The sequence below is a fragment of the Thalassospira lucentensis MCCC 1A00383 = DSM 14000 genome (genome assembly GCF_000421265.1).
GTDB classification, from domain to species: Bacteria; Pseudomonadota; Alphaproteobacteria; order Rhodospirillales; family Thalassospiraceae; genus Thalassospira; species Thalassospira lucentensis.
On record NZ_ATWN01000003.1, the window covers coordinates 449921 to 469027 of the forward strand.

The following is a 19107-nucleotide window of genomic DNA, read 5'->3' on the forward strand; positions in this document are numbered from 1 at the left end:
CAGTTTTCACATGGCAGTTGTGCAAAACCGACGCTATTCGCGGCCAGGCTTCACGCTTAAAGGGACACAAGCATTCCCACGGGAACATAACGCACAAAGCAGCGTTAATCTCGGGAACGGCTGTAAATCGTTTTAGCTCAGTACGTTGTAATGATTGACAGCTTTCCCAACCTTGCCGCAGGGTAGTTCCTGCATCACCAGAATTCAGTTGAGGATTCCATGCCGCGTTCGCCGGTTGCCCTGATTATTGCATTGTCTGCGACGTTGTTTGCCGCCTTTGCGCTTAACAGCGGGTCATCTTTGCAATCATCCCTGTTGGCGCTACGCGCCTCGGCAGAAGGATTCTCTCCGGTTTATACTGGTATCATCATGGCATCCTACTATATCGGCTTTGTCGCCGGGATTGTCTGGGGTGCCAGCCTTGTGAACCGCGTGGGTCACATCCGGACCTTTGCCGCCCTTGCATCCGCCGGTTCGGCGATCACATTGCTCCATGCTGTGTATGTTGATCCGCTCACATGGTCACTGTTTCGCGCCATGACCGGTCTTTGTCTTTCCGGCCTCTATCTGGTGGTGGAAAGCTGGTTGAATGCGCAGTCCGACAACACGTCACGCGGCAGCACAATTGCGATTTATATGACGGTGTCACTCGGTGGCTTGGCAATTGGCCAGTTGCTGCTGAACATGTCGCCAATCAGCAGCTTTGAGCTATTTACCGTTGCGTCGGTCTTGCTGTCGCTGTCGCTTGTTCCACTTGCTTTGACCCGTCAGCCACCGCCTTCTGCGGTTAGTGGCGAACGCATGACGTTTCGTCGTCTTTACAAGATTTCACCGCTGGGGTTTGTCGCCGCATCCGGCGCCGGGGTTTTGTCTGGGGCGATTTACGGTGTTGGGCCGGTCTTTGCCGCCGAACTTGGTTTAAGCACGCAAAACGTCGCCTATTTCATGTTTTTTGTCATTCTGGGCGGCATGGTCATGCAGTTCCCGATCGGCAAGCTTTCTGACATTGTGCCGCGCCAATACGTGATGATTGTTGTCTTACTTGGTCTTGCTGTTTGCGGGCTGATCCCGCTTGTCATCCCCGACGTGATCAAAGACAATCTGACACTTTGGGGCGGGATCACCGGGGTCTTCATCATGCCGATCTATGGATTGGCTGTGGCCTATGTGAATGATTACCTCGAACCCGAAGACATCGTGCCTGCATCGGGCGGCCTTTTGATTATTTACGGTGGCTCCGCCGCAGCGGGTCCATTGCTAGGGTCGAGCGCAATCGGGTACTTTGGCCCCTGGGCACTGCCATTCCTGTTTTCCGTGATCGGGATTCTGGTTGCCGGATTCGCCATTTATCGTGCTGGGTTTGGTCGTCGCATCTCTCTCGAGGAGCAAGGTCAGTTCGTGGCGGTTCCGCGCACAACCCCTATGGCGTTTGAGCTGTCATCGATTACCGATGAAGTTCCCGACGAAAGCGCGGACGGCTCCACAAAAGACTCTTCGCAAGAGACCGATGAGGTCAGCGACCTTTTGACGCCGGATGGCACAGCACATCCCGACGACTATGGGCATGTCGCAGTCGATGAGGATGACGAAAGCGCGAAACCAGAAGCGAAATAAGAACGAGATTTATCAGGCTGCATTCCCAAATCGGGATGCAACCTGAATTATAATTGGGGCATCACCGCTATTTGGTGTTCACACAACCATATGTAATGGCATGTTTAATACGTGCCCGGCTGCCGTTCGATCATGGCGCGCCACAGGCCGTGCCCCTGCTTTTTGCCCGAGAACACGTCGGCCTTTTTGGGCCAATGTCAGGAAAATCAACGTTCTTTCGCCACTGCCGCATCTTATGGACAGCATTCCATAATGCGGAAAACATCCCAAAATAATAAAACCTGCTGTGGACCCACTGCGGTTTGAGACCATATGTTGTCTCAAACGTTATCGCGGGGTTCAGGATTTTCATGCCGGTTCCCGTGACGGTTCCAAGTCTGGTGAGAGTAAACATGACCCAACGCATCCAAAAAGGTGGCCTTCAGATCGCATCGGTTTTGCATGATCTGATTGCCAACGAAGTCATTCCGGGAACGGGGATCAGTTCTGATCAGTTCTGGGCGTCGTTTGAAAAACTCGTCACTGAACTCGGGCCACGCAACAAAGCACTTTTGGCAAAGCGTGATGAGCTGCAGGCCAAGATCGACGAATGGCATGTGTCACGTCAGGATCAGGCACGCGATCCGGTTGCCTATAAGAACTTTTTGATCGACATCGGCTATCTTCTGCCGGAAGGCGATGATTTTTACATCAGCACCACGAATGTTGACCCGGAAATCGCCCGTGTTGCCGGGCCGCAGCTTGTGGTGCCCGTGATGAATGCACGGTATGCGCTTAATGCGGCCAATGCCCGTTGGGGCAGCCTTTATGACGCTCTGTATGGCACGGATGTCATAGATGATGCCGATGGCAAAGAAAAGACCAAGGGCTTTAACCCAAAGCGTGGGGCAGCTGTGGTGGCCTATGCGGCGAACTTCCTTGATGAAGCCGCCCCACTTGCAACCGGCCATCATGCTGACGTTACAAAGTATGAAGTACGCGATGATGGATCGGGCTGGTGGACACTGGTGGTGACCCTGTCTGATGGCAGTGAAAGCGCGCTTGCTCAGCCATCCCAGTTCATTGGCTACAACGAAAAGAACGGCGCACTTTCGGAAATTCTGCTGCGCAAGCACAGCCTGCATATCGAAATCTGCATTGATCCGACCCACCCGATTGGCAAAGAACATGCTGCGGGTGTCTCTGACGTAATCATGGAGTCGGCCGTCACGACCATTCAAGATTGCGAAGATTCAGTCGCCGCCGTTGATGCGGAAGACAAGACCCTTGCCTACCGTAACTGGCTTGGCCTGATGATGGGTACACTGGAGGAAAAGTTCGAAAAGGGTGGCAAGACGGTAACCCGTCGCCTCAACCCGGACCGGACCTATAAGGGTGTTGACGGCCACGAAGTCGTTCTGCCGGGCCGTAGTTTGATGCTGGTGCGTAATGTAGGCCATCTAATGACGTCAGATGCGGTTCTTGATGCCGACGGCAACGAAGTGCCCGAAGGCTTCCTTGATGCCATGATCACGGGGCTGATTGCCAAGCACGACGTTGAAGGCAAGAACGAATTGGCCAATTCACGCCATGGCAGTGTCTATATCGTGAAACCGAAAATGCACGGCCCAGAGGAAGTCGCCTTGACCAGCGACCTGTTTGCCTTTGTCGAAAATGCGATTGATGTGCCCGAACACACGCTTAAGGTCGGCATCATGGATGAGGAACGCCGCACAACGGTAAACCTTAAGGAGTGCATCCGGGCTGCCAAAGACCGTGTTGTCTTCATCAATACCGGTTTCCTTGATCGAACCGGTGATGAAATCCACACCAGCATGGAAGCTGGTCCGATGGTGCGTAAGGATGCGATGAAAGATCAATACTGGATCGCGGCGTATGAAAACTGGAACGTGGATGTTGGTCTTCAGTGCGGCATGAAAGGCGTTGCGCAGATCGGTAAAGGCATGTGGGCCAAACCTGATCGTATGGCCGAAATGATGGACGCCAAAATTGGCCATCCCAATGCCGGTGCAAAATGCGCATGGGTTCCTTCACCGACCGCTGCCACCCTGCACGCCATTCACTATCATCAGGTTGATGTTCGTGCGGTGCAGGATGAAATTGGCAAACGTGAACGGGCCAATCTTGATGATATCTTGGCGATCCCGCGTCTTGGCGATATCAAACCAATGCCAAGCGAAATTCAGGAAGAGCTTGATAACAACGCGCAAGGCATTCTGGGCTATGTCGTTCGTTGGATCGACAGTGGTGTTGGCTGCTCCAAAGTGCCTGACATCAATGATGTTGGCCTGATGGAAGACCGGGCCACCTTGCGTATTTCGAGCCAGCATATCGCCAACTGGATGCATCATGAGCTGTGCACCAAAGAACAGGTCATGGAAACCCTCAAACGTATGGCTGCGGTCGTTGACAAGCAGAACGCCGGGGATCCGACCTATCGCAACATGGCACCGAACTTTGATGACAGCGTTGCCTTTACTGCAGCATGTGATCTGGTATTCAAAGGCCGCGAACAGCCAAATGGCTACACCGAGCCGGTTCTTCATGCCCGTCGGCGCGAGGCCAAAGCGAAATACGGCGCGTAAACACCGCCTTTACAATCGATCCCAAAACAAAAGCCGCCCACATCGTTGGGCGGCTTTTTATTGCACAAAGTGCTGCAGCATAAATTGCAGCATTTTAATCTCTATGCACTCAGTGTCATGATCTCATAGCCTTTGTCGGTGACGACAAGCGTGTGTTCATATTGCACCGTGGCGTCGCCAGTATCAGAAAACAGCGTCCAGCCATCATCACAATCCACCGCCCATTTCGCCCCAAGAGACAGGAACGGCTCGATGGTGATCACCTGCCCTTTTTTAAGGGTCCGGCGTTCTTTGGGATCATCCCATGTCGGAATGGTATGAGGATGTTCGTGTAGTGATTTACCAATACCGTGGCTCGCGAGATTACGGATCAGGGTATAGCCGCCCTTACGCGCGAAATTTTCGACCTTAAGCCCAATTTCGCGGATGGGTGCCTTGTCGCGGACAACCTTGATCCCGGCCCACATGGCTTTTTTGCCATCGTCGCACAGTTTGATCAGTTCGGGTTTTGCCGCACCACAGACAAAGCTGGCTCCGGTATCGGAAAAATACCCATCAAGGGACGCGGAAACATCAATGTTAACCAGATCCCCATCCGCAAGAACCTGATCCCCGGGAATGCCATGGGCAACGGCTTCGTTGACACTGATGCAGGTCGCACCGGGGAACTTATATTCGCTTTCCGGGGCTGAAACGGCCCCTGCATCTTCAAGGACCTTTCGCCCGATAAGGTCAAGTTCCGCGGTGGTGATGCCGGGTACTGCCGCAGCCCCCATAACGTCCCGCGCGCGCGCACAAATGCGGCCAATACGACGCAGATGATCGAGTTCTTTATCCGATGAAATTGTCATAAGTTGGTTATTACGATGCCGTGCTGCGAAGTCAAGAAAACCCGTTTTCGACAAGCCACATAAATGCAGATGTGGCTACTTCGCGATATCTTCAGCATTAGCCACGCGCTTGCATTTCGCCAGATATTTCATGACCGGACGGCATATCCCGCAAGACAGAATAGTTCATTGTACCCTGCCCATTCCATAACCATTCGATACAACAATAACACTATACTTAAATTTGATAGTACATTTGAAAATCAGGATGTTGATGGCCACAATGCACGACGAAAACCAACCAAACACCACCATGTACAATCCGCAACCAAATAGGGCGCTATGACCATTACCCAAATTATCTATTGGCTTGAACTGGCGGGCGTTGCGGTGTTTGCGATCACAGGCGCACTTGAAGCATCCCGACGCCAGATGGATGTTGTCGGCTTTGTCCTAATCGCGACCTTTACCGGCATTGGCGGTGGGACAGTGCGTGATGTGATTACCGGGGAAACGCCGGTTTTCTGGATCAAGGATCCGGCCTGGATCATTACCTGTATTGCCGCGGCGATCTTTACCTATTTTACGGCCCATCTTGTCGAGCGGCGCTATGTCGCGCTAATCTGGCTTGATGCACTGGGGCTTGCACTTTTTGGCGTCACCGGGGCGGCCATTGGATTGAACCTTGGTGTTTCGCCACTTGTTGCCATCATCCTTGGCATGATCACCGCAACATTTGGCGGCATGGTCCGCGACGTGGTTTGTAATGAAATCCCGCTTATCCTGCGCCCAGAAATTTACATCAGCTGTGCTTTTATGGGCGCCAGTATTTATGTGGTTGGCACAGATATTCTTGAACTTCCCCGTGGCCCGATTGCTTTCATCGCATTTTTTGCCGCCTTTATCCTGCGCGCTGCCGCAATCAAGTTCAAGCTGGGGTTCCCGGTCTATAAAGCACGTCCCGGGCGGGAGTATTGATCAGCGTCATTTTGGTTTTTACGAAATATGCGCTTTGTAAACCCAAACGAAAGACGTTGGAAAATAAGCTTGTCTTCGACAGACATTCAAAATAGGCAAAAAAATGTCCAATCCGGTTCAGGGTATATTGCAAACAGCAGACGATTTTTTTGCGAAAGGCGACTTTCGTGAGGCTTCACGGAAATATCTTGAGGTGTTACGCATACAATCCGATCACCCAGCTGCCCTGCATCACCTTGGACTATGTTGCCACCGGACGGGTTCGCACGAACAGGCAAGAAATCTGATATTCCAATCCGTTTCTATTCAGCAAAACAATGCAGTAGCCCACGACCATCTCGGCGTTGTTTTGGTTGCCTTAAACGATTTTATACACGCAGAGGCCTGCTTCAAAAACGCTATTGCTATTCAACCAAGCTATGTTGATGCCTATCATAATCTGGGCACGCTTTTGATAAAGCAGAAACATTATTCGCGCGCGCTTGCGATGCTCGAAAATGCCCCAAGCACACCCAAAGGCGCGTTCAGTAGACACAAACTTCTCGGCCAAACGCACTTGCTTCTTGGGAACACAGATCAGGCGTTAACCCATCTAGAACAGGCACTGATGCAGAGATCATCAGATCCTGACGTATTGTCTGATATCGCAACCGCACTTGAAAAACAAAACCAGTACAATGAGGCCTTAAAGTTTCACAGCCTCGCCATTGGCCGCCGACCCGGCGAAAACCGTCACTGGCAACTATTTTGTGACTGTCTGAAAATATTGACCGCGTCGGCACCATCCTCTGCGGGCGTCGAAATTAGGTTACAATATCTGATTCGCTCCGAAACTTTGCCGATGCAGGACCTTGTGCAAACCGTGATTGTCGCAGCAGAACACGATACTCAAATCGCCGAAGTACTCAACCGCTGGGCCAAGCCGGATGCGGTTGGTATTTCAGATCCTTGGTCAGACATGATTACGTTGGCAAAATGCACATCCCTGATGATGCTGATGTCTGCAACCCCGATCGACAACATTGCTCTTGAGAGAATTCTGACACGCTGCCGCAGGGAAATGCTTACATCGGATACGTCACGTGATGATGAAATATTACCCCTTGCGATCAGCCTTGCCCTGCAGTGCTTTAATAACGAGTACGCTTATGTCGTTTCCGAAGCAGAAAAACAGGCCATAAGCCAACTTGAAAATAAACTGGCAAAAATTGTCGCGGATGGCGCCACCCCTAACCCGGTGGAATTGACGATACTAGCTGCCTACGCACCACTATCTCATTATGCGTGGGCAAATATATTGACAGCACAAAATTGGCCCAGTTCGCTCCTGCCGGTTATAGAAAGGCAGATAAAAGAGCCGCTGGAAGAAAACGAGATTCGACCGACTATCGGCCAACTGACAAAAATCTCAGATGGCGTGTCTTCTTCTGTACGCGACATGTATGAGCAGAACCCATACCCAAGGTGGATAAACGCAGCAGTTCGCAGATACGATCTGTCAATCGCCGACGTCCTGACATCCCCCCCTATTTTACTTGAACTTGGCGATTATGTTGCGCCAGACGCGCCAGAAATACTGGTTGCCGGCTGTGGGACCGGGCAACATTCTATCCAACCTGCCACACGCTACAAAGCATCGACAGTAACCGCAGTTGACCTTAGTCTTGCCAGCCTAGCTTATGCGAAACGGCAATCTGCAAAACTCAACATAGACAACATTTCCTTTTTCCAAGCCGATATTCTACAACTTGATGAAATAGAGAAGCAGTTTGATGTTGTTGAATGTGTCGGCGTTTTACACCATCTCGAAAGCCCGCTTTTGGGATGGGAAATTCTTGTACGACGCGTCAAACCCGGCGGCCTCATGAAGATTGGTCTGTATAGCGAGGCAGCCCGACAGGACGTTCTGGCAGGGCGCAAAATTGTTGCCGAACAAAATTTCGAACCAACCGCGGACGGCATTCGTACGTGCCGACAATATATTATCAACGCAGCCGCAAAAGGTGATCTGGTCTTAGCCCAACTATGCCGCAGATCAGACTTTCATAGTTTGAGTGCTTGTCGCGACCTGATCTTTCATATTCAGGAACACCGCTTCACCTTGCCGGAAATCAAAGAATATTTGAAAACCCTTAATCTGGAATTTCTCGATTTCGAAATGAATTTCGCGGGTCAACTCGGTAATTTCCGGAAAGAACTAAACGGATTTTCTGCTGAAAAACGTCTTGATAAATGGCACGCGTATGAACTTGATAACCCCGACACATTCAGAGCAATGTATCAGTTCTGGTGTCGAAAGCCTGCCCATTAAACGTATCTGCACTATTCGACAATCAGCTGCACCCGGTCACTGGAAAAAGCGGTAACGCCGAACTCGATTGGCACACCGGCCGAATCGACATCGATGCTTTCGGTCGAGATTACCGGGCGGTTTTTGGCCTGTTTAAGCAGGCTTGCGACACGTGACGAGGGCAGTGCTGCTGAAATGCGGGTGGTTTTGCGGGTATAATCGTCAATCCCGAACCGTTTGAACGCTTCGGTCAGCGATTTTGTTTCGATGAAAATCTCGACAATGCCGTCAAATCGCGCGGCTGGCAGGTAACTTGTCGCCACCGCCAGCGGCACACCGTCGGCTTCGGACACTGAAAACAGTTCAATCACCCGTGTGCCCAGCTTTACGTCCAGACATTGCGCGACCGTTGCAGTTGCCTTAAGCACCTCGGACGATACCAAGCGTTTGTCCGGCAAGCGATGACGCCCGGATACAATCTGGGAAAACCGGGTTTTAGCGCCCAGAGGGTAATCAAGGATCTGTTCCTGAACAAAGGCCCCGCGTCCCTGTTCCACCCGGACGACATTGGTATCGACGAGGGCCGCGATCGCACGGCGTACGGTATGGCGATTCACGCCGAAACGGCGCACCAGTTCCATTTCGGTCGGCATTTTATCCCCCGGGGAAAACACCCCGTCCGCAATATCTGTCAGAAGCTGTTTTTCGATTTGCTTCCAGATAGATAGCCCCGGCTCCCAATCCATAACTTTTCCCGTTCACAAAACTTTCACCGCAAGACCTTTGCCAAGGTCGATAGATCGGCTTATAACGTAAACATGTATAGACGTCTAGACAAATTTTGAATTTGTCGACATCCATGAAAAAGGATCAGACATATGATGGCCCAAGCCGCCCCGACCGCAGCACCAGACACCGCGAAGACGGACGACAGCGCGATAGCTGCGCGTCAACGCTGGATGGCAGTTCTTGCCCGCACTGACCGTAAGACCCTTGAAACCGAATGGTCCGACAAATACGGCGCGACCACGTGGAGCCATCTACGCGAGCCACAAGTCGGCATGGTGATGGTGCGCGGTCGCGCAGGCGGAGGAGGACAACGGTTCAACCTTGGCGAAATGACGGTTACACGCTGCGCTGTAACCCTTTCAGACGGAACGGTTGGTCACTCATACGTCAAGGGACGTGATCGGGTTCAGGCACAATATGCCGCCCTGTTTGATGCCGTTATGTTGCGCGATCAGACCGCCAGCGCCTTTATCGACGTCCTTGCCGAACAACAAGCCGCTGCCAAACGCGACCATGCCCATAAGGTTGCCGCAACCAAAGTCGATTTCTTTACCCTTGTCCGCGGAGAAGACGAATGACCCTGCAATCCCAGACAAGTAACTTGCTGTCCGGTTTTGATCATGCCGCATTTGATTCGAACGCTGTTTTCCGTGTGTTACTTGACGCCATGTCGCGTCCCGGCCGCATTTACAACCTGCCGATTAACATCACTGCACCAGATGGCCTAAACACATCCTCCACCGCGGCACTTCTTGCAATGGCGGATATGGACACCACGGTTTGGTTGTCTCCCGCTTGTGCGACCAACGCGGCCACCACGCATTTGAAATTCCATTGCGGCAGCCCGATCACAACAGACGCCTCGCAGGCCGATTTCGCCGTTGCGCAAAGCGATGAAGACCTGTCCTTTATCGCACAGCTTCCGGTTGGCACTGCCGAATACCCTGATCAGTCGGCAACATTGATCCTGATGGTCGACGACATCACCGACAACCGGGAAATGCATCTTCGGGGCCCAGGGATCAAGGATACCCATAGTTTGGATATCAAAGGTCTTCCGGCAGCGTTTCATGCGTGGCGAGCCGAGAACCATCATCTTTTCCCATGCGGTGTCGATGTCATTTTCGCGTCCGACACCAAAATCGCCGCCCTTTCACGCACCACCCGGATTGAGGTCAAGTAACCATGTATGTTGCTGTAAAAGGTGGCGAACGCGCCATCAACAATGCCCACCGGCTTCTGGCAGAACAGCGCCGTGGCAACAAAGACGTCAGAGAAATCGAAACCGACCAGATCGAACAGCAATTGTCGCTGTCGGTCACCCGGGTTATGGCCGAAGGGTCGCTCTACGACCGCGATCTGGCCGCCCTTGCGATCAAACAGGCGCGCGGTGATTTGATCGAAGCCATTTTCCTAATGCGTGCTTATCGCACGACCTTGCCGCGCTTTGCCTTTTCCAAACCGATCAAAACAGCGGAAATGGACGTATCACGCCGTATTTCTGCAACGTTTAAAGACCTTCCGGGAGGGCAAATTCTTGGCCCGACGTTTGACTATACGCACCGACTTTTGGACTTCACCCTGATGGCCAATGGCGAAGATCCCGCCGAAGCGCCAAGTGGTGAAAACCCGGTTGATGACCATATGCCGCGTGTTTTGGATGATATCCTGAACTACGAGGGACTTATTCAAGATGAACCAACACCGGTTGATGAAAATGCCCCGGTTGCTGATTTAACCCGCGAACCGATCAAATTCCCGGCCGGGCGTGACTTGCGTTTACAAAACCTGTCACGCGGGGATGAAGGCTTTGTTCTGGCCCTTGGGTATTCCACACAGCGTGGATATGCCAACAGTCACGCCTTTGTCGGTGAAATTCGCTATGGCACGGTATCGGTCGAAATCGAACCCGAAGAACTGGGTTTTGCCATTGATATTGGCGACATTGAGCTGACCGAATGCGAAACCGTCAATAAGTTCAAGGGATCGAAAACCAAACTGCCACAGTTTACCCGCGGATATGGCCTTGTGTTTGGTCAGAACGAACGCAAATCGATTTCGATGGCATTGGTCGACCGTGCCATGCGCGCCAATGAAATGGGCGAACAAATCATGGGCCCGGCGCAAGACAGCGAGTTCGTTATGGAACACAGCGACAATGTCCAATCCACCGGCTTTGTCGAACATATCAAACTGCCTCATTACGTCGATTTCCAGGGTGAACTGGAACTGGTGCGCCGCATGCGGACCGAGGTCGAAGCCCGACTTGCCAAGGCCGACGCACAAGAAATCAAAACCCAATCCGAAGCCGCGGAGTAATCGCCATGGAACAGACTGTACATAATGCGGCTGATACGGCTTCGGCCTATAATTTTGCCTATCTTGATGAACAAACCAAACGCATGATCCGGCGCGCACTGCTTAAAGCCGTTGCCATTCCGGGTTATCAAGTACCATTTGCCGGACGTGAAATGCCGATGCCATACGGCTGGGGCACGGGTGGCGTTCAGGTAACGGCCGCCGTCATTGGCCCCAAAGATACCCTGAAAGTCATTGATCAGGGGGCGGACGACACCACCAATGCAGTGTCCATTCGCCAGTTCTTTGCCAAGACGGCCAATGTGGCAACCACAGAAAAAACCGCCGAGGCGTCGATCATCCAAACCCGGCACCGCATTCCCGAAAAGGAATTGCGCGAAGATCAGGTTCTTGTCTATCAGGTGCCTATTCCTGAGCCGCTTCGTTTTCTTGAACCACGTGAAACCGAAACCCGGAAAATGCACGCGCTTGAAGAATACGGCCTGATGCATGTGAAACTATACGAAGACATCGCCCGTCACGGCCATATTGCAACGACCTATGCCTATCCGGTGATGGTCGACGATCGCTATGTGATGGATCCGTCCCCAACCCCAAAATTTGACAATCCGAAAATGGATAACATGGCAGCGCTTCAGCTTTTCGGGGCCGGTCGTGAGAAACGTATCTATGCTCTGCCACCCTACACCAAGGTCAAAAGCCTTGATTTCGAAGATCACCCGTTTGAGGTGCAATCATGGGACGACGAATGCGGCATGTGCGGTTCGCACGACAGTTACCTTGATGAAGTCATCCTCGATGACAAAGGCAACCGGATGTTTGTTTGCTCTGACACCGATTATTGCAGCGAACGACAGGATGCCGGCCATCGTGGCCCGCAACATCATGACCAGCCGCTTGGCGGCCCCAAAAGCAACCCAAGCAGCGAAAAGGCAGCAGAGTAATGACCAAGATGAATGATCCGCTTCTGCGCGTTGATGACCTGACCATGATGTATGGCGACCGGGTTGGCTGCAAGGATGTCAGTTTTGAACTTCGCCCGGGCGAGGTTCTTGGCATCGTTGGTGAGTCCGGTTCGGGAAAGTCAACTTTGCTGCGCAGCATTTCCGCACAACAAGAACCAACCAAAGGCAGCGTTGAGTATCAAACCCGGATTGACGGCACCCGCGACGTTTATGAAATGTCAGAAGCCCAACGCCGGTTGTTGATGCGCACTGATTGGGCCTTTGTCCATCAGAACCCGCGAGATGGCCTGCGCATGAATGTCAGTGCCGGGGCGAACATTGGCGAACGCCTGATGGCAGTGGGTGATCGCCACTATGGCAATATTCGCAGTTCTGCTGACAACTGGCTGGGCAAAGTCGAAATTGCGTCCGAGCGCCTTGATGATTTGCCCTCAACCTTTTCGGGCGGCATGCAGCAACGTTTGCAGATTGCCCGCAACCTCGTAACCAGCCCGCGCCTCGTCTTTATGGACGAACCCACGGGTGGTCTGGACGTTTCGGTTCAGGCGCGTTTGCTCGATCTGCTGCGCGGGCTGGTTCACGACCTTAATCTTGCAGTGATTATCGTCACCCACGATCTCGCAGTGGCCCGTTTGCTGTCTCACCGTTTGATGGTGATGCAACAGGGCAAGGTGATTGAAAGCGGGCTGACCGATCAGGTTCTTGATGATCCGCAGCATGCCTACACCCAGCTGCTTGTTTCTTCCATTCTTCAGAACTGAACCCGGGGCAAAAAAATGTCTGAAATGCTTCATGCTCAAAACGTCTCAAAAAGCTTTACGTTGCACACGCAGGGCAGCGTAACGATCCCGGTTTTTAATGACATAGAGTTTAGTTTATCGGCGGGGGACTGTATTGCGCTGACCGGCGAGTCCGGTTCCGGGAAAAGTACATTCATGCGCATGCTTTACGCCAATTACACATGCTCAAGCGGATCAATCAACGTCAGGCACGATGGCGGATGGCTCGACATCACCACGGCCAGCCCGCATGCGATCCTTGATATGCGCAAACGCACGATGGGCTATGTCAGCCAGTTTTTGCGTGTTATTCCGCGTGTGCCGACGCTCGAAATTGTTGCCGAACCACTGGTCGCACTTGGCACATCACGCGCCGATGCAACGGCCAAGGCGCGGGGTCTTTTGTCCCGCCTGCGTATTCCTGAACGTCTTTGGCAGCTTTCGCCATTGACCTTTTCGGGCGGTGAACAGCAACGAGTAAATATTGCCCGTGGCTTTATTGCCGATTATCCAGTCATGCTGCTTGACGAACCGACCGCATCGCTTGATGTCGACAACCGTGCAACGGTTCTGGCATTGATCGAAGAAGCCAAATCCCGTGGTGCGGCAATTGCCGGTATTTTCCACGACCATGAAACCCGTGATGCCGTCTGCACAGGGTCGTTTGATGTGACATCGTTTAAAGTTGGGGCCAATGACTGAACAGATTTTTACAAACGCCAAAATTGTGCTGGCGAACGATGTCATTGATGGCGCCGTGCAGATAAAGGACGGGATCATTACAGATGTGTCGGATCGGGCATCCAACCTGCCCGGCGCCGAAGATATGGGCGGGGACTACCTGATGCCCGGTCTTGTCGAACTGCACACCGACAATCTCGACAAACATCTGACCCCACGCCCAAAAACCCGCTGGCCGGCCACCGCTGCGGTTATTGCGCATGACAATCAGGTTGCAAGTGCCGGGATTACGACTGTTTTTGACGCCGTATCGATTGGCGATGTCAATGAAGGGTCAGAACGTATTGTCCGGCTGGTTGAATCGGTCGAGGCTCTTGCCCACGCGCAAGACAACAATCTTTTGCGCGCGGATCACAAATTGCATCTGCGCTGCGAAACTTCCTTTCCCGGCATGATTGAGGCTCTTGGTACCTTGGTTGAGATGCCACTGGTGAAAATGTTGTCGGTCATGGATCACACACCGGGCCAGCGCCAATTCGTTAGTCTAGAAGCCTACTACACCTATTATCAGGGGAAATATGGCTTGAATGATGAGGAAATGCGCAAATTTGTCGCAACACGTAGACGCGATTCCGAGCTTTATTCCGCAAAGCATCGCCGCCATGTGGTCGAAACGGCTCATGCCAAGGGGCTTGCGCTGGCAAGCCACGATGACGCCACCAATGCCCATGTGGCCGAAGCCGTCGCGGACAAAATGACGGTCGCTGAATTCCCGACCACGCTTGAGGCCGCCAAGGCATCACATGAGGCAGGACTTGGTGTGATGATGGGCGGCCCCAATCTTGTGCGCGGTGGATCGCATAACGGTAATGTCGCCGCGGGTGATCTCGCCAAGAACGGTTATCTTGATATTATTTCCAGCGACTATGTCCCGCACAGCCTGCTGCATGGGGCGATGAAGCTGTTTGATGATTTCAACGAATATGATCTGCCACGTGCCATTCGCACCGTTTCGCTTAACCCGGCAACCCAGGTCGATCTGACCGATCGTGGTGAAATCGCCGTTGGCAAACGCGGCGATCTGATCCGTGTCCATCATTCCCCCCATCATCCAATCGTGCGCGGTGTCTGGCGCGAAGGTGTACGGGTATCATGACCGAACATGACGACCGGCATCATCCAACGGATGATGCCCCCAAACGCGGGCTATTGATCCTTGTTGTCGGCCCCAGCGGGGTTGGAAAAGACAGCCTTCTTGACGGTGCCCGTGACCGACTTTCCGAAGAAGCACATTGCTGCTTTCCACGGCGCTGCATCACCCGCCCGGCCGGGACCATTGGTGAAAATCATATTCCGGTGCGCCCGGAAGATTTCCCGTCAATGGCCAAACAGGGCGCCTTCCTTCTGAGTTGGCGGGCCCATGATATGTGTTATGGCGTGCCACGCCACGTGCAAGATGATGTGACCAATGGCAAAACGGTAATCGTCAATGTTTCGCGCAGCGTGATTGACGATGCACGCGCACTTGTCGGTGAAGATCATGTCCGTGTCATCAGCATCTGCGCCAACGCAGATGTTTTGCGTCAACGTCTTGAAGCACGGGGACGCGAAGACCGGTATGAAGTTGAAAAACGTCTGGCGCGCGCATCGGCCTACCAAGTTAATGGGCCAAACGTCATGCAGGTGCATAACGACGCAGATTTGGAAACCGGGATCAGCCGGTTTATTCAGGCGATCCGTGCAAAGAACCTTGCACCTCAGCTAACCTCAGTACCTGTATCAAGCAGCATCTAGCCAGGCCCTTACAGATTATTCCTATAAAAAATGCTGCAGGATTTACTGCAGCATTTTCTTATCCCGTCAAAGCAAAACGCTTTAACAAACGAAACGGCTTTCCGTTTCCGGGATCCCCAAAAAGACAGATATCATCAATCTGAAACGGCGCATCACAGAGCGGCGCGATAATTGGCCTGAGGGATGCTTCAAACCTTGCCAATTGCTCAGGGTCAAGCTTGTTGCTAAGCGTCAGGTGGAAGCGAAACTCTTCCATGACATAGGGATACCCCCAAGCGATAAGGTAGTCTTCCTGTCGTTCTGTCAGCCCGGCAGAACGGCGCTTGTTCATGCCAGCCGCATCTTCCGGCTCACGAAAGCCATCAAGACCACGCACCAGCATTCCAGCCAGATTCTCAAGTGGTGTAACCGGCTCGGTCGGTACCAATGCTAGAAACTGGCCAATGGATTTCAATATCAACGGACCACATGTAATCGGCGCAGCATCTGCACAAAGACTTTCCACCGCAGCCTCAAGATCAGCGCGACCCTGCCCGTTCTTTAACGCAAAAGGCGGTTTAAGCGTGCCGTGAAACCCGTATCGCGTCGGTGAGGTCGTGGCTGCAATTATATCGTTCGCATTAAGGTTTGAAATCTCAGGCCGGGGCAAATCGATATCCTGCGCCGGCTCACGGCCAAGCCAGCCATTGCCAAAAGTACCAAGGTCACTTTCGGCATGGGGTGCGAAATAAAGAGCATAACGTTGATAGTCGGTCATGGGATATCTGGGTCAATCTTACTGACGGTAGGGGCTGGCATTTTGGGAAAGCAACCAATACTGCGCAACAGGGAAGTTAGATAAAGATGCGCTGGAGGAAGAACAACCTCCGGCCGGGATCAATTCTTGTAAAAGGATTACAGATTGAAACCAATCAGATCGTATCGAATTTCAGACAGAAATCACGCACCGGCAGTGTCCGGAAATCATTCAGATTTTCCGCAAGCATATCGTGACACCAGTCCCACCAACGGATGCGCAACAAGGCATCGACAATGTCGGCTTCAAATCGTGGACGCAGGGGTGTAGCCGGTATGCCTGTCACAATCGTATAGGGCGCAACGTCCTTGGTCACCACCGCCCCCGATCCAACAACGGAGCCAGTCCCGATGGTGACACCACCCTGAACGATGGCGCCATGACCGATCCAGACATCATGTTCAAGTTTGACCCGCTTTTCTCGACGCCAGTCAAAAAACGCCGGATCATCATCACCCAGATCATAGGCGCTGGATCGATACTGGAAATGATGCATGGACGCCCGATCCATCGGGTGCTGCCCAGGGTTGATGCGTGTATGAGCCGCTATATTGACGAATTTCCCGATGTCCGAATAGATGATTTCACTGTCATTGACGACATAGGAATAATCGCCCATCACGGTCTCGCGGATACTGGTCCGCGGGCCAATCTCGGTCCAGGATCCCAGTTCGCAATCAACAACAACGGCAGTTTCATCAAGGGTCGGCTGTTCGGATAATTTCTTCATCGCCGGTTTGGTTTGCGTAATCTTGTATCCCATTGATCAGGTCACAAGCTTACGAAGACGCTGCGATATGATGTCGAGCAGGCTGACAGAAATAATGATGATGATCATAACAGCTGCGGTTTCGGCGTAATAAAACGCCCGAATATATTCCCAAAGAACCATACCGATCCCGCCGGCGCCAACAATGCCAAGCACCGTGGCAGACCGCACATTTGATTCAAAACGATACAAAGAATAGGAAATCCAAAGCGGAAGAACCTGTGGGATCACGCCGAAAATAACTTCCTGCAACCCATTGGCACCGGTTGCCCGAATGCCTTCGACTGGCTCAGGATCAATGGCCTCAACCGCCTCGGAAAACAGTTTTGCCAGAACACCGGTCGTATGGATCCAAAGTGCCAACACACCTGCAAACGGGCCAAGGCCCACGGCAACAACGAATAACATGGCAAAAACCATTTCATTGATTGCGCGGAAGGAATCCATCAGGCGGCGCACCGGCTGATACACCCAGAACGGAACAATATTTTCAGAACACAAAATGCCAAACGGGATCGAACAGACAATCGCAAGTGCGGTGCCCCAGATTGCAATCTGGATCGTGATCCACATTTCACTGACATAGGTTTTCCACATCAGAAAATCTGGTGGGAAAAATCCATCTGCGAAATCGACCATGTTGCCACTGTTTTCGATCAGGGCCATCGGGCGCATATCAGCCCCCTCCCACGACCATGCCAAAAGACCGAAAATGAAGGCCCAAAGAAGCATGCTTCCCATCGACCGTTTAAGGTCGCGCGGTGGCAAGTCCGGTGCGGCAAGTGATGTCGAAGAAATGCTGCTGTTCATCGTGTAAATCCCGGATGGTAAATGCGAACAGGGAGCGCACTTTTGGTGCGCTCCCTGCCAAAAGGCCGATTATTCGTAAGAAACAAGAATGTCGAGTTCAGCGAGTTTCTTGTCGATGAAAGCAACACGTTCTGCTTTTTCGTCAGCAGACAGTTCTTCGGTGTTCTGGATTTTCAGCTTGTCTTTGAAAAGTGCAAGCTGACGGATCGGGTAAAGCTGCGCGTTGGAGCTTTCCATGAATTTGCCCATGCCGTCCTGAATGCCACCAAGAACCTTGTTCGCTTCTTCAACATTGCCAAGGCGACCGTAGCCTAGGAAGAAGGCCTTGATTTCAGATTTCAGTTCGCGTGACAGGTCTTTACGATACACCATCGGGTCAGACGGGATCAGCGGCGATGTCCAGATTACTTTGACCTTGTCGGTGATTTCAGGCTTGACCATGTTGGTCCGTGCAAGCTGCTCAGAGTTGTTGGCAGCAACATCAACCTGTTTGTTGGCAGTCGCCATCAGGTTGGTTTCATGGTTCGCATTACGAACGGTCTTAAAGCAATCTTTCGGGTCAACGCCGTTCTGTGCAAAGACATAATAAGACGGCACGAGGAAGCCCGAGGTCGAGTTCGGATCGCCAATACCAAAGTTCAATGAACCATCGCATTTAAGCATGTCGGCAAGCGTGTTGAGCTTGTCGTTATCTGCCTGCGTGATGATGTGGGAGTAATACCCGTTCGTGCCATCGCTTTTGGACGTCTGAACGAAGACTTCACCGCCTGCACGGTCAACGGCTTCCATTGCGGATTTGTTACCAAACCAACCAACGTGAACCTTACCAAAACGCATGCCTTCGATGATACCGGCATAATCCGGGGCAAAGAATGCGTCGACTTTTTTGCCAAGCACTTCTTCCATATCATCGATCATCGGCTGCCACTGAGCTTTCAGGTTGGAACTCGACTCAGTCGAGATAAAACCAAAAACGATGGTCTCCGGATCATTTTCAAGCGGTTTGAACTCAACATCGGCCTGGGCGAAGCCCGAAGCGAGCATGCTTGCTGCAAGTGCAACAGACGCAATTGTTTTACGGATCATAAGAAGTCCCCTGTCATATTTG

At 52.3% G+C, this 19107-nt stretch carries 18 protein-coding genes; 12 read left to right on the forward strand and 6 right to left on the reverse strand.

The window, feature by feature from the left end; translation table 11 throughout:
- Positions 1 to 219 precede the first annotated feature (219 nt).
- Positions 220 to 1614 carry an MFS transporter gene (locus K355_RS23580; RefSeq protein ID WP_022731770.1) on the forward strand — a complete coding sequence of 465 codons (1395 nt, stop codon included), beginning with the start codon at positions 220 to 222 and terminating at the stop codon, positions 1612 to 1614.
- A 392-nt stretch (positions 1615 to 2006) separates the two neighbouring features.
- Positions 2007 to 4199, forward strand: a complete 2193-nt coding sequence (locus K355_RS0108855) for a malate synthase G (RefSeq protein WP_022731772.1) — start codon at positions 2007 to 2009, stop codon at positions 4197 to 4199.
- Positions 4200 to 4300: 101 nt separating this feature from the next.
- Here the strand turns inward: K355_RS0108855 and map are convergent, their stop codons facing one another.
- Positions 4301 to 5050 carry a type I methionyl aminopeptidase gene (gene map / locus K355_RS0108860; protein ID WP_028791462.1) on the reverse strand — a complete coding sequence of 250 codons (750 nt, stop codon included), beginning with the start codon at positions 5048 to 5050 and terminating at the stop codon, positions 4301 to 4303.
- Between the two features lie 321 nt (positions 5051 to 5371).
- Here map and K355_RS0108865 point away from each other — a divergent pair, with 321 nt between their 5' ends.
- Positions 5372 to 6007: a trimeric intracellular cation channel family protein gene (locus K355_RS0108865; RefSeq protein WP_022731774.1), complete on the forward strand. Its 636-nt coding sequence runs from the start codon at positions 5372 to 5374 to the stop codon at positions 6005 to 6007.
- A 103-nt stretch (positions 6008 to 6110) separates the two neighbouring features.
- Complete coding sequence (locus tag K355_RS25060; protein ID WP_022731775.1) at positions 6111 to 8318, forward strand: class I SAM-dependent methyltransferase; 2208 nt, start codon at positions 6111 to 6113, stop codon at positions 8316 to 8318.
- 11 nt (positions 8319 to 8329) lie between these two features.
- Here K355_RS25060 and phnF read toward each other — a convergent pair whose 3' ends face one another.
- Positions 8330 to 9043 carry a phosphonate metabolism transcriptional regulator PhnF gene (gene phnF, locus K355_RS0108875; RefSeq protein ID WP_022731776.1) on the reverse strand — a complete coding sequence of 238 codons (714 nt, stop codon included), beginning with the start codon at positions 9041 to 9043 and terminating at the stop codon, positions 8330 to 8332.
- A gap of 132 nt (positions 9044 to 9175) precedes the next feature.
- On the opposite strand from phnF, the gene phnG reads away from it, so the two are divergent.
- From phnG to phnN, 8 genes are read left to right on the forward strand one after another with little or no spacing between them, the layout of a single operon-like run.
- On the forward strand, positions 9176 to 9664 hold the full coding sequence (gene phnG / locus K355_RS0108880) for a phosphonate C-P lyase system protein PhnG (RefSeq protein WP_022731777.1): 489 nt from the start codon (positions 9176 to 9178) through the stop codon (positions 9662 to 9664).
- Positions 9661 to 10269, forward strand: coding sequence for a phosphonate C-P lyase system protein PhnH (phnH, locus tag K355_RS0108885; protein ID WP_022731778.1), 609 nt, complete (start codon positions 9661 to 9663; stop codon positions 10267 to 10269). Before phnG ends, phnH begins: the two co-directional genes overlap by 4 nt.
- Positions 10270 to 10271: 2 nt before the next feature.
- Positions 10272 to 11405, forward strand: a complete 1134-nt coding sequence (locus tag K355_RS0108890; protein ID WP_022731779.1) for a carbon-phosphorus lyase complex subunit — start codon at positions 10272 to 10274, stop codon at positions 11403 to 11405.
- 5 nt (positions 11406 to 11410) lie between these two features.
- Positions 11411 to 12349 (forward strand): alpha-D-ribose 1-methylphosphonate 5-phosphate C-P-lyase PhnJ, encoded by a 939-nt coding sequence (locus tag K355_RS0108895; RefSeq protein ID WP_022731780.1) that lies wholly within the window; start codon positions 11411 to 11413, stop codon positions 12347 to 12349.
- Positions 12349 to 13131: a phosphonate C-P lyase system protein PhnK gene (gene phnK / locus K355_RS0108900; RefSeq protein ID WP_022731781.1), complete on the forward strand. Its 783-nt coding sequence runs from the start codon at positions 12349 to 12351 to the stop codon at positions 13129 to 13131. Before K355_RS0108895 ends, phnK begins: the two co-directional genes overlap by 1 nt.
- Positions 13132 to 13155: 24 nt before the next feature.
- Complete coding sequence (gene phnL, locus K355_RS0108905) at positions 13156 to 13851, forward strand: phosphonate C-P lyase system protein PhnL (RefSeq protein WP_033368770.1); 696 nt, start codon at positions 13156 to 13158, stop codon at positions 13849 to 13851.
- On the forward strand, positions 13844 to 14986 hold the full coding sequence (locus tag K355_RS0108910; RefSeq protein WP_022731783.1) for an alpha-D-ribose 1-methylphosphonate 5-triphosphate diphosphatase: 1143 nt from the start codon (positions 13844 to 13846) through the stop codon (positions 14984 to 14986). Before phnL ends, K355_RS0108910 begins: the two co-directional genes overlap by 8 nt.
- The gene (phnN, locus tag K355_RS23590; RefSeq protein WP_022731784.1) at positions 14983 to 15624 is read left to right on the forward strand and encodes a phosphonate metabolism protein/1,5-bisphosphokinase (PRPP-forming) PhnN; all 642 of its coding nucleotides are present in this window, start codon (positions 14983 to 14985) and stop codon (positions 15622 to 15624) included. The genes K355_RS0108910 and phnN overlap by 4 nt, the downstream gene beginning before the upstream one ends.
- 58 nt (positions 15625 to 15682) lie before the next feature.
- Here phnN and K355_RS0108920 read toward each other — a convergent pair whose 3' ends face one another.
- The 4 genes from K355_RS0108920 to phnD form a co-directional block, all read right to left on the reverse strand.
- The gene (locus K355_RS0108920; RefSeq protein ID WP_022731785.1) at positions 15683 to 16381 is read right to left on the reverse strand and encodes a DUF1045 domain-containing protein; all 699 of its coding nucleotides are present in this window, start codon (positions 16379 to 16381) and stop codon (positions 15683 to 15685) included.
- A 154-nt stretch (positions 16382 to 16535) separates the two neighbouring features.
- Entirely contained in the window at positions 16536 to 17183 is a 648-nt protein-coding gene (locus K355_RS0108925; protein WP_022731786.1) for an LbetaH domain-containing protein, read from the reverse strand.
- 3 nt (positions 17184 to 17186) lie between these two features.
- The gene (gene phnE, locus K355_RS0108930) at positions 17187 to 17999 is read right to left on the reverse strand and encodes a phosphonate ABC transporter, permease protein PhnE (protein ID WP_022731787.1); all 813 of its coding nucleotides are present in this window, start codon (positions 17997 to 17999) and stop codon (positions 17187 to 17189) included.
- A 69-nt stretch (positions 18000 to 18068) separates the two neighbouring features.
- Complete coding sequence (gene phnD / locus K355_RS0108935) at positions 18069 to 19085, reverse strand: phosphonate ABC transporter substrate-binding protein (protein ID WP_022731788.1); 1017 nt, start codon at positions 19083 to 19085, stop codon at positions 18069 to 18071.
- Positions 19086 to 19107: the final 22 nt, after the last annotated feature.

Excerpts from the sequence above, each read along its gene's own strand:
- K355_RS23580 (WP_022731770.1), top strand. The coding sequence starts at position 220 with ATGCCGCGTTCGCCGGTTGCCCTGATTATTGCATTGTCTGCGACGTTG.
- K355_RS0108855 (WP_022731772.1), top strand. The coding sequence starts at position 2,007 with ATGACCCAACGCATCCAAAAAGGTGGCCTTCAGATCGCATCGGTTTTG.
- map (WP_028791462.1), bottom strand. The coding sequence starts at position 5,050 with ATGACAATTTCATCGGATAAAGAACTCGATCATCTGCGTCGTATTGGC.
- K355_RS0108865 (WP_022731774.1), top strand. The coding sequence starts at position 5,372 with ATGACCATTACCCAAATTATCTATTGGCTTGAACTGGCGGGCGTTGCG.
- K355_RS25060 (WP_022731775.1), top strand. The coding sequence starts at position 6,111 with ATGTCCAATCCGGTTCAGGGTATATTGCAAACAGCAGACGATTTTTTT.
- phnF (WP_022731776.1), bottom strand. The coding sequence starts at position 9,043 with ATGGATTGGGAGCCGGGGCTATCTATCTGGAAGCAAATCGAAAAACAG.
- phnG (WP_022731777.1), top strand. The coding sequence starts at position 9,176 with ATGATGGCCCAAGCCGCCCCGACCGCAGCACCAGACACCGCGAAGACG.
- phnH (WP_022731778.1), top strand. The coding sequence starts at position 9,661 with ATGACCCTGCAATCCCAGACAAGTAACTTGCTGTCCGGTTTTGATCAT.
- K355_RS0108890 (WP_022731779.1), top strand. The coding sequence starts at position 10,272 with ATGTATGTTGCTGTAAAAGGTGGCGAACGCGCCATCAACAATGCCCAC.
- K355_RS0108895 (WP_022731780.1), top strand. The coding sequence starts at position 11,411 with ATGGAACAGACTGTACATAATGCGGCTGATACGGCTTCGGCCTATAAT.
- phnK (WP_022731781.1), top strand. The coding sequence starts at position 12,349 with ATGACCAAGATGAATGATCCGCTTCTGCGCGTTGATGACCTGACCATG.
- phnL (WP_033368770.1), top strand. The coding sequence starts at position 13,156 with ATGCTTCATGCTCAAAACGTCTCAAAAAGCTTTACGTTGCACACGCAG.
- K355_RS0108910 (WP_022731783.1), top strand. The coding sequence starts at position 13,844 with ATGACTGAACAGATTTTTACAAACGCCAAAATTGTGCTGGCGAACGAT.
- phnN (WP_022731784.1), top strand. The coding sequence starts at position 14,983 with ATGACCGAACATGACGACCGGCATCATCCAACGGATGATGCCCCCAAA.
- K355_RS0108920 (WP_022731785.1), bottom strand. The coding sequence starts at position 16,381 with ATGACCGACTATCAACGTTATGCTCTTTATTTCGCACCCCATGCCGAA.
- K355_RS0108925 (WP_022731786.1), bottom strand. The coding sequence starts at position 17,183 with ATGGGATACAAGATTACGCAAACCAAACCGGCGATGAAGAAATTATCC.
- phnE (WP_022731787.1), bottom strand. The coding sequence starts at position 17,999 with ATGAACAGCAGCATTTCTTCGACATCACTTGCCGCACCGGACTTGCCA.
- phnD (WP_022731788.1), bottom strand. The coding sequence starts at position 19,085 with ATGATCCGTAAAACAATTGCGTCTGTTGCACTTGCAGCAAGCATGCTC.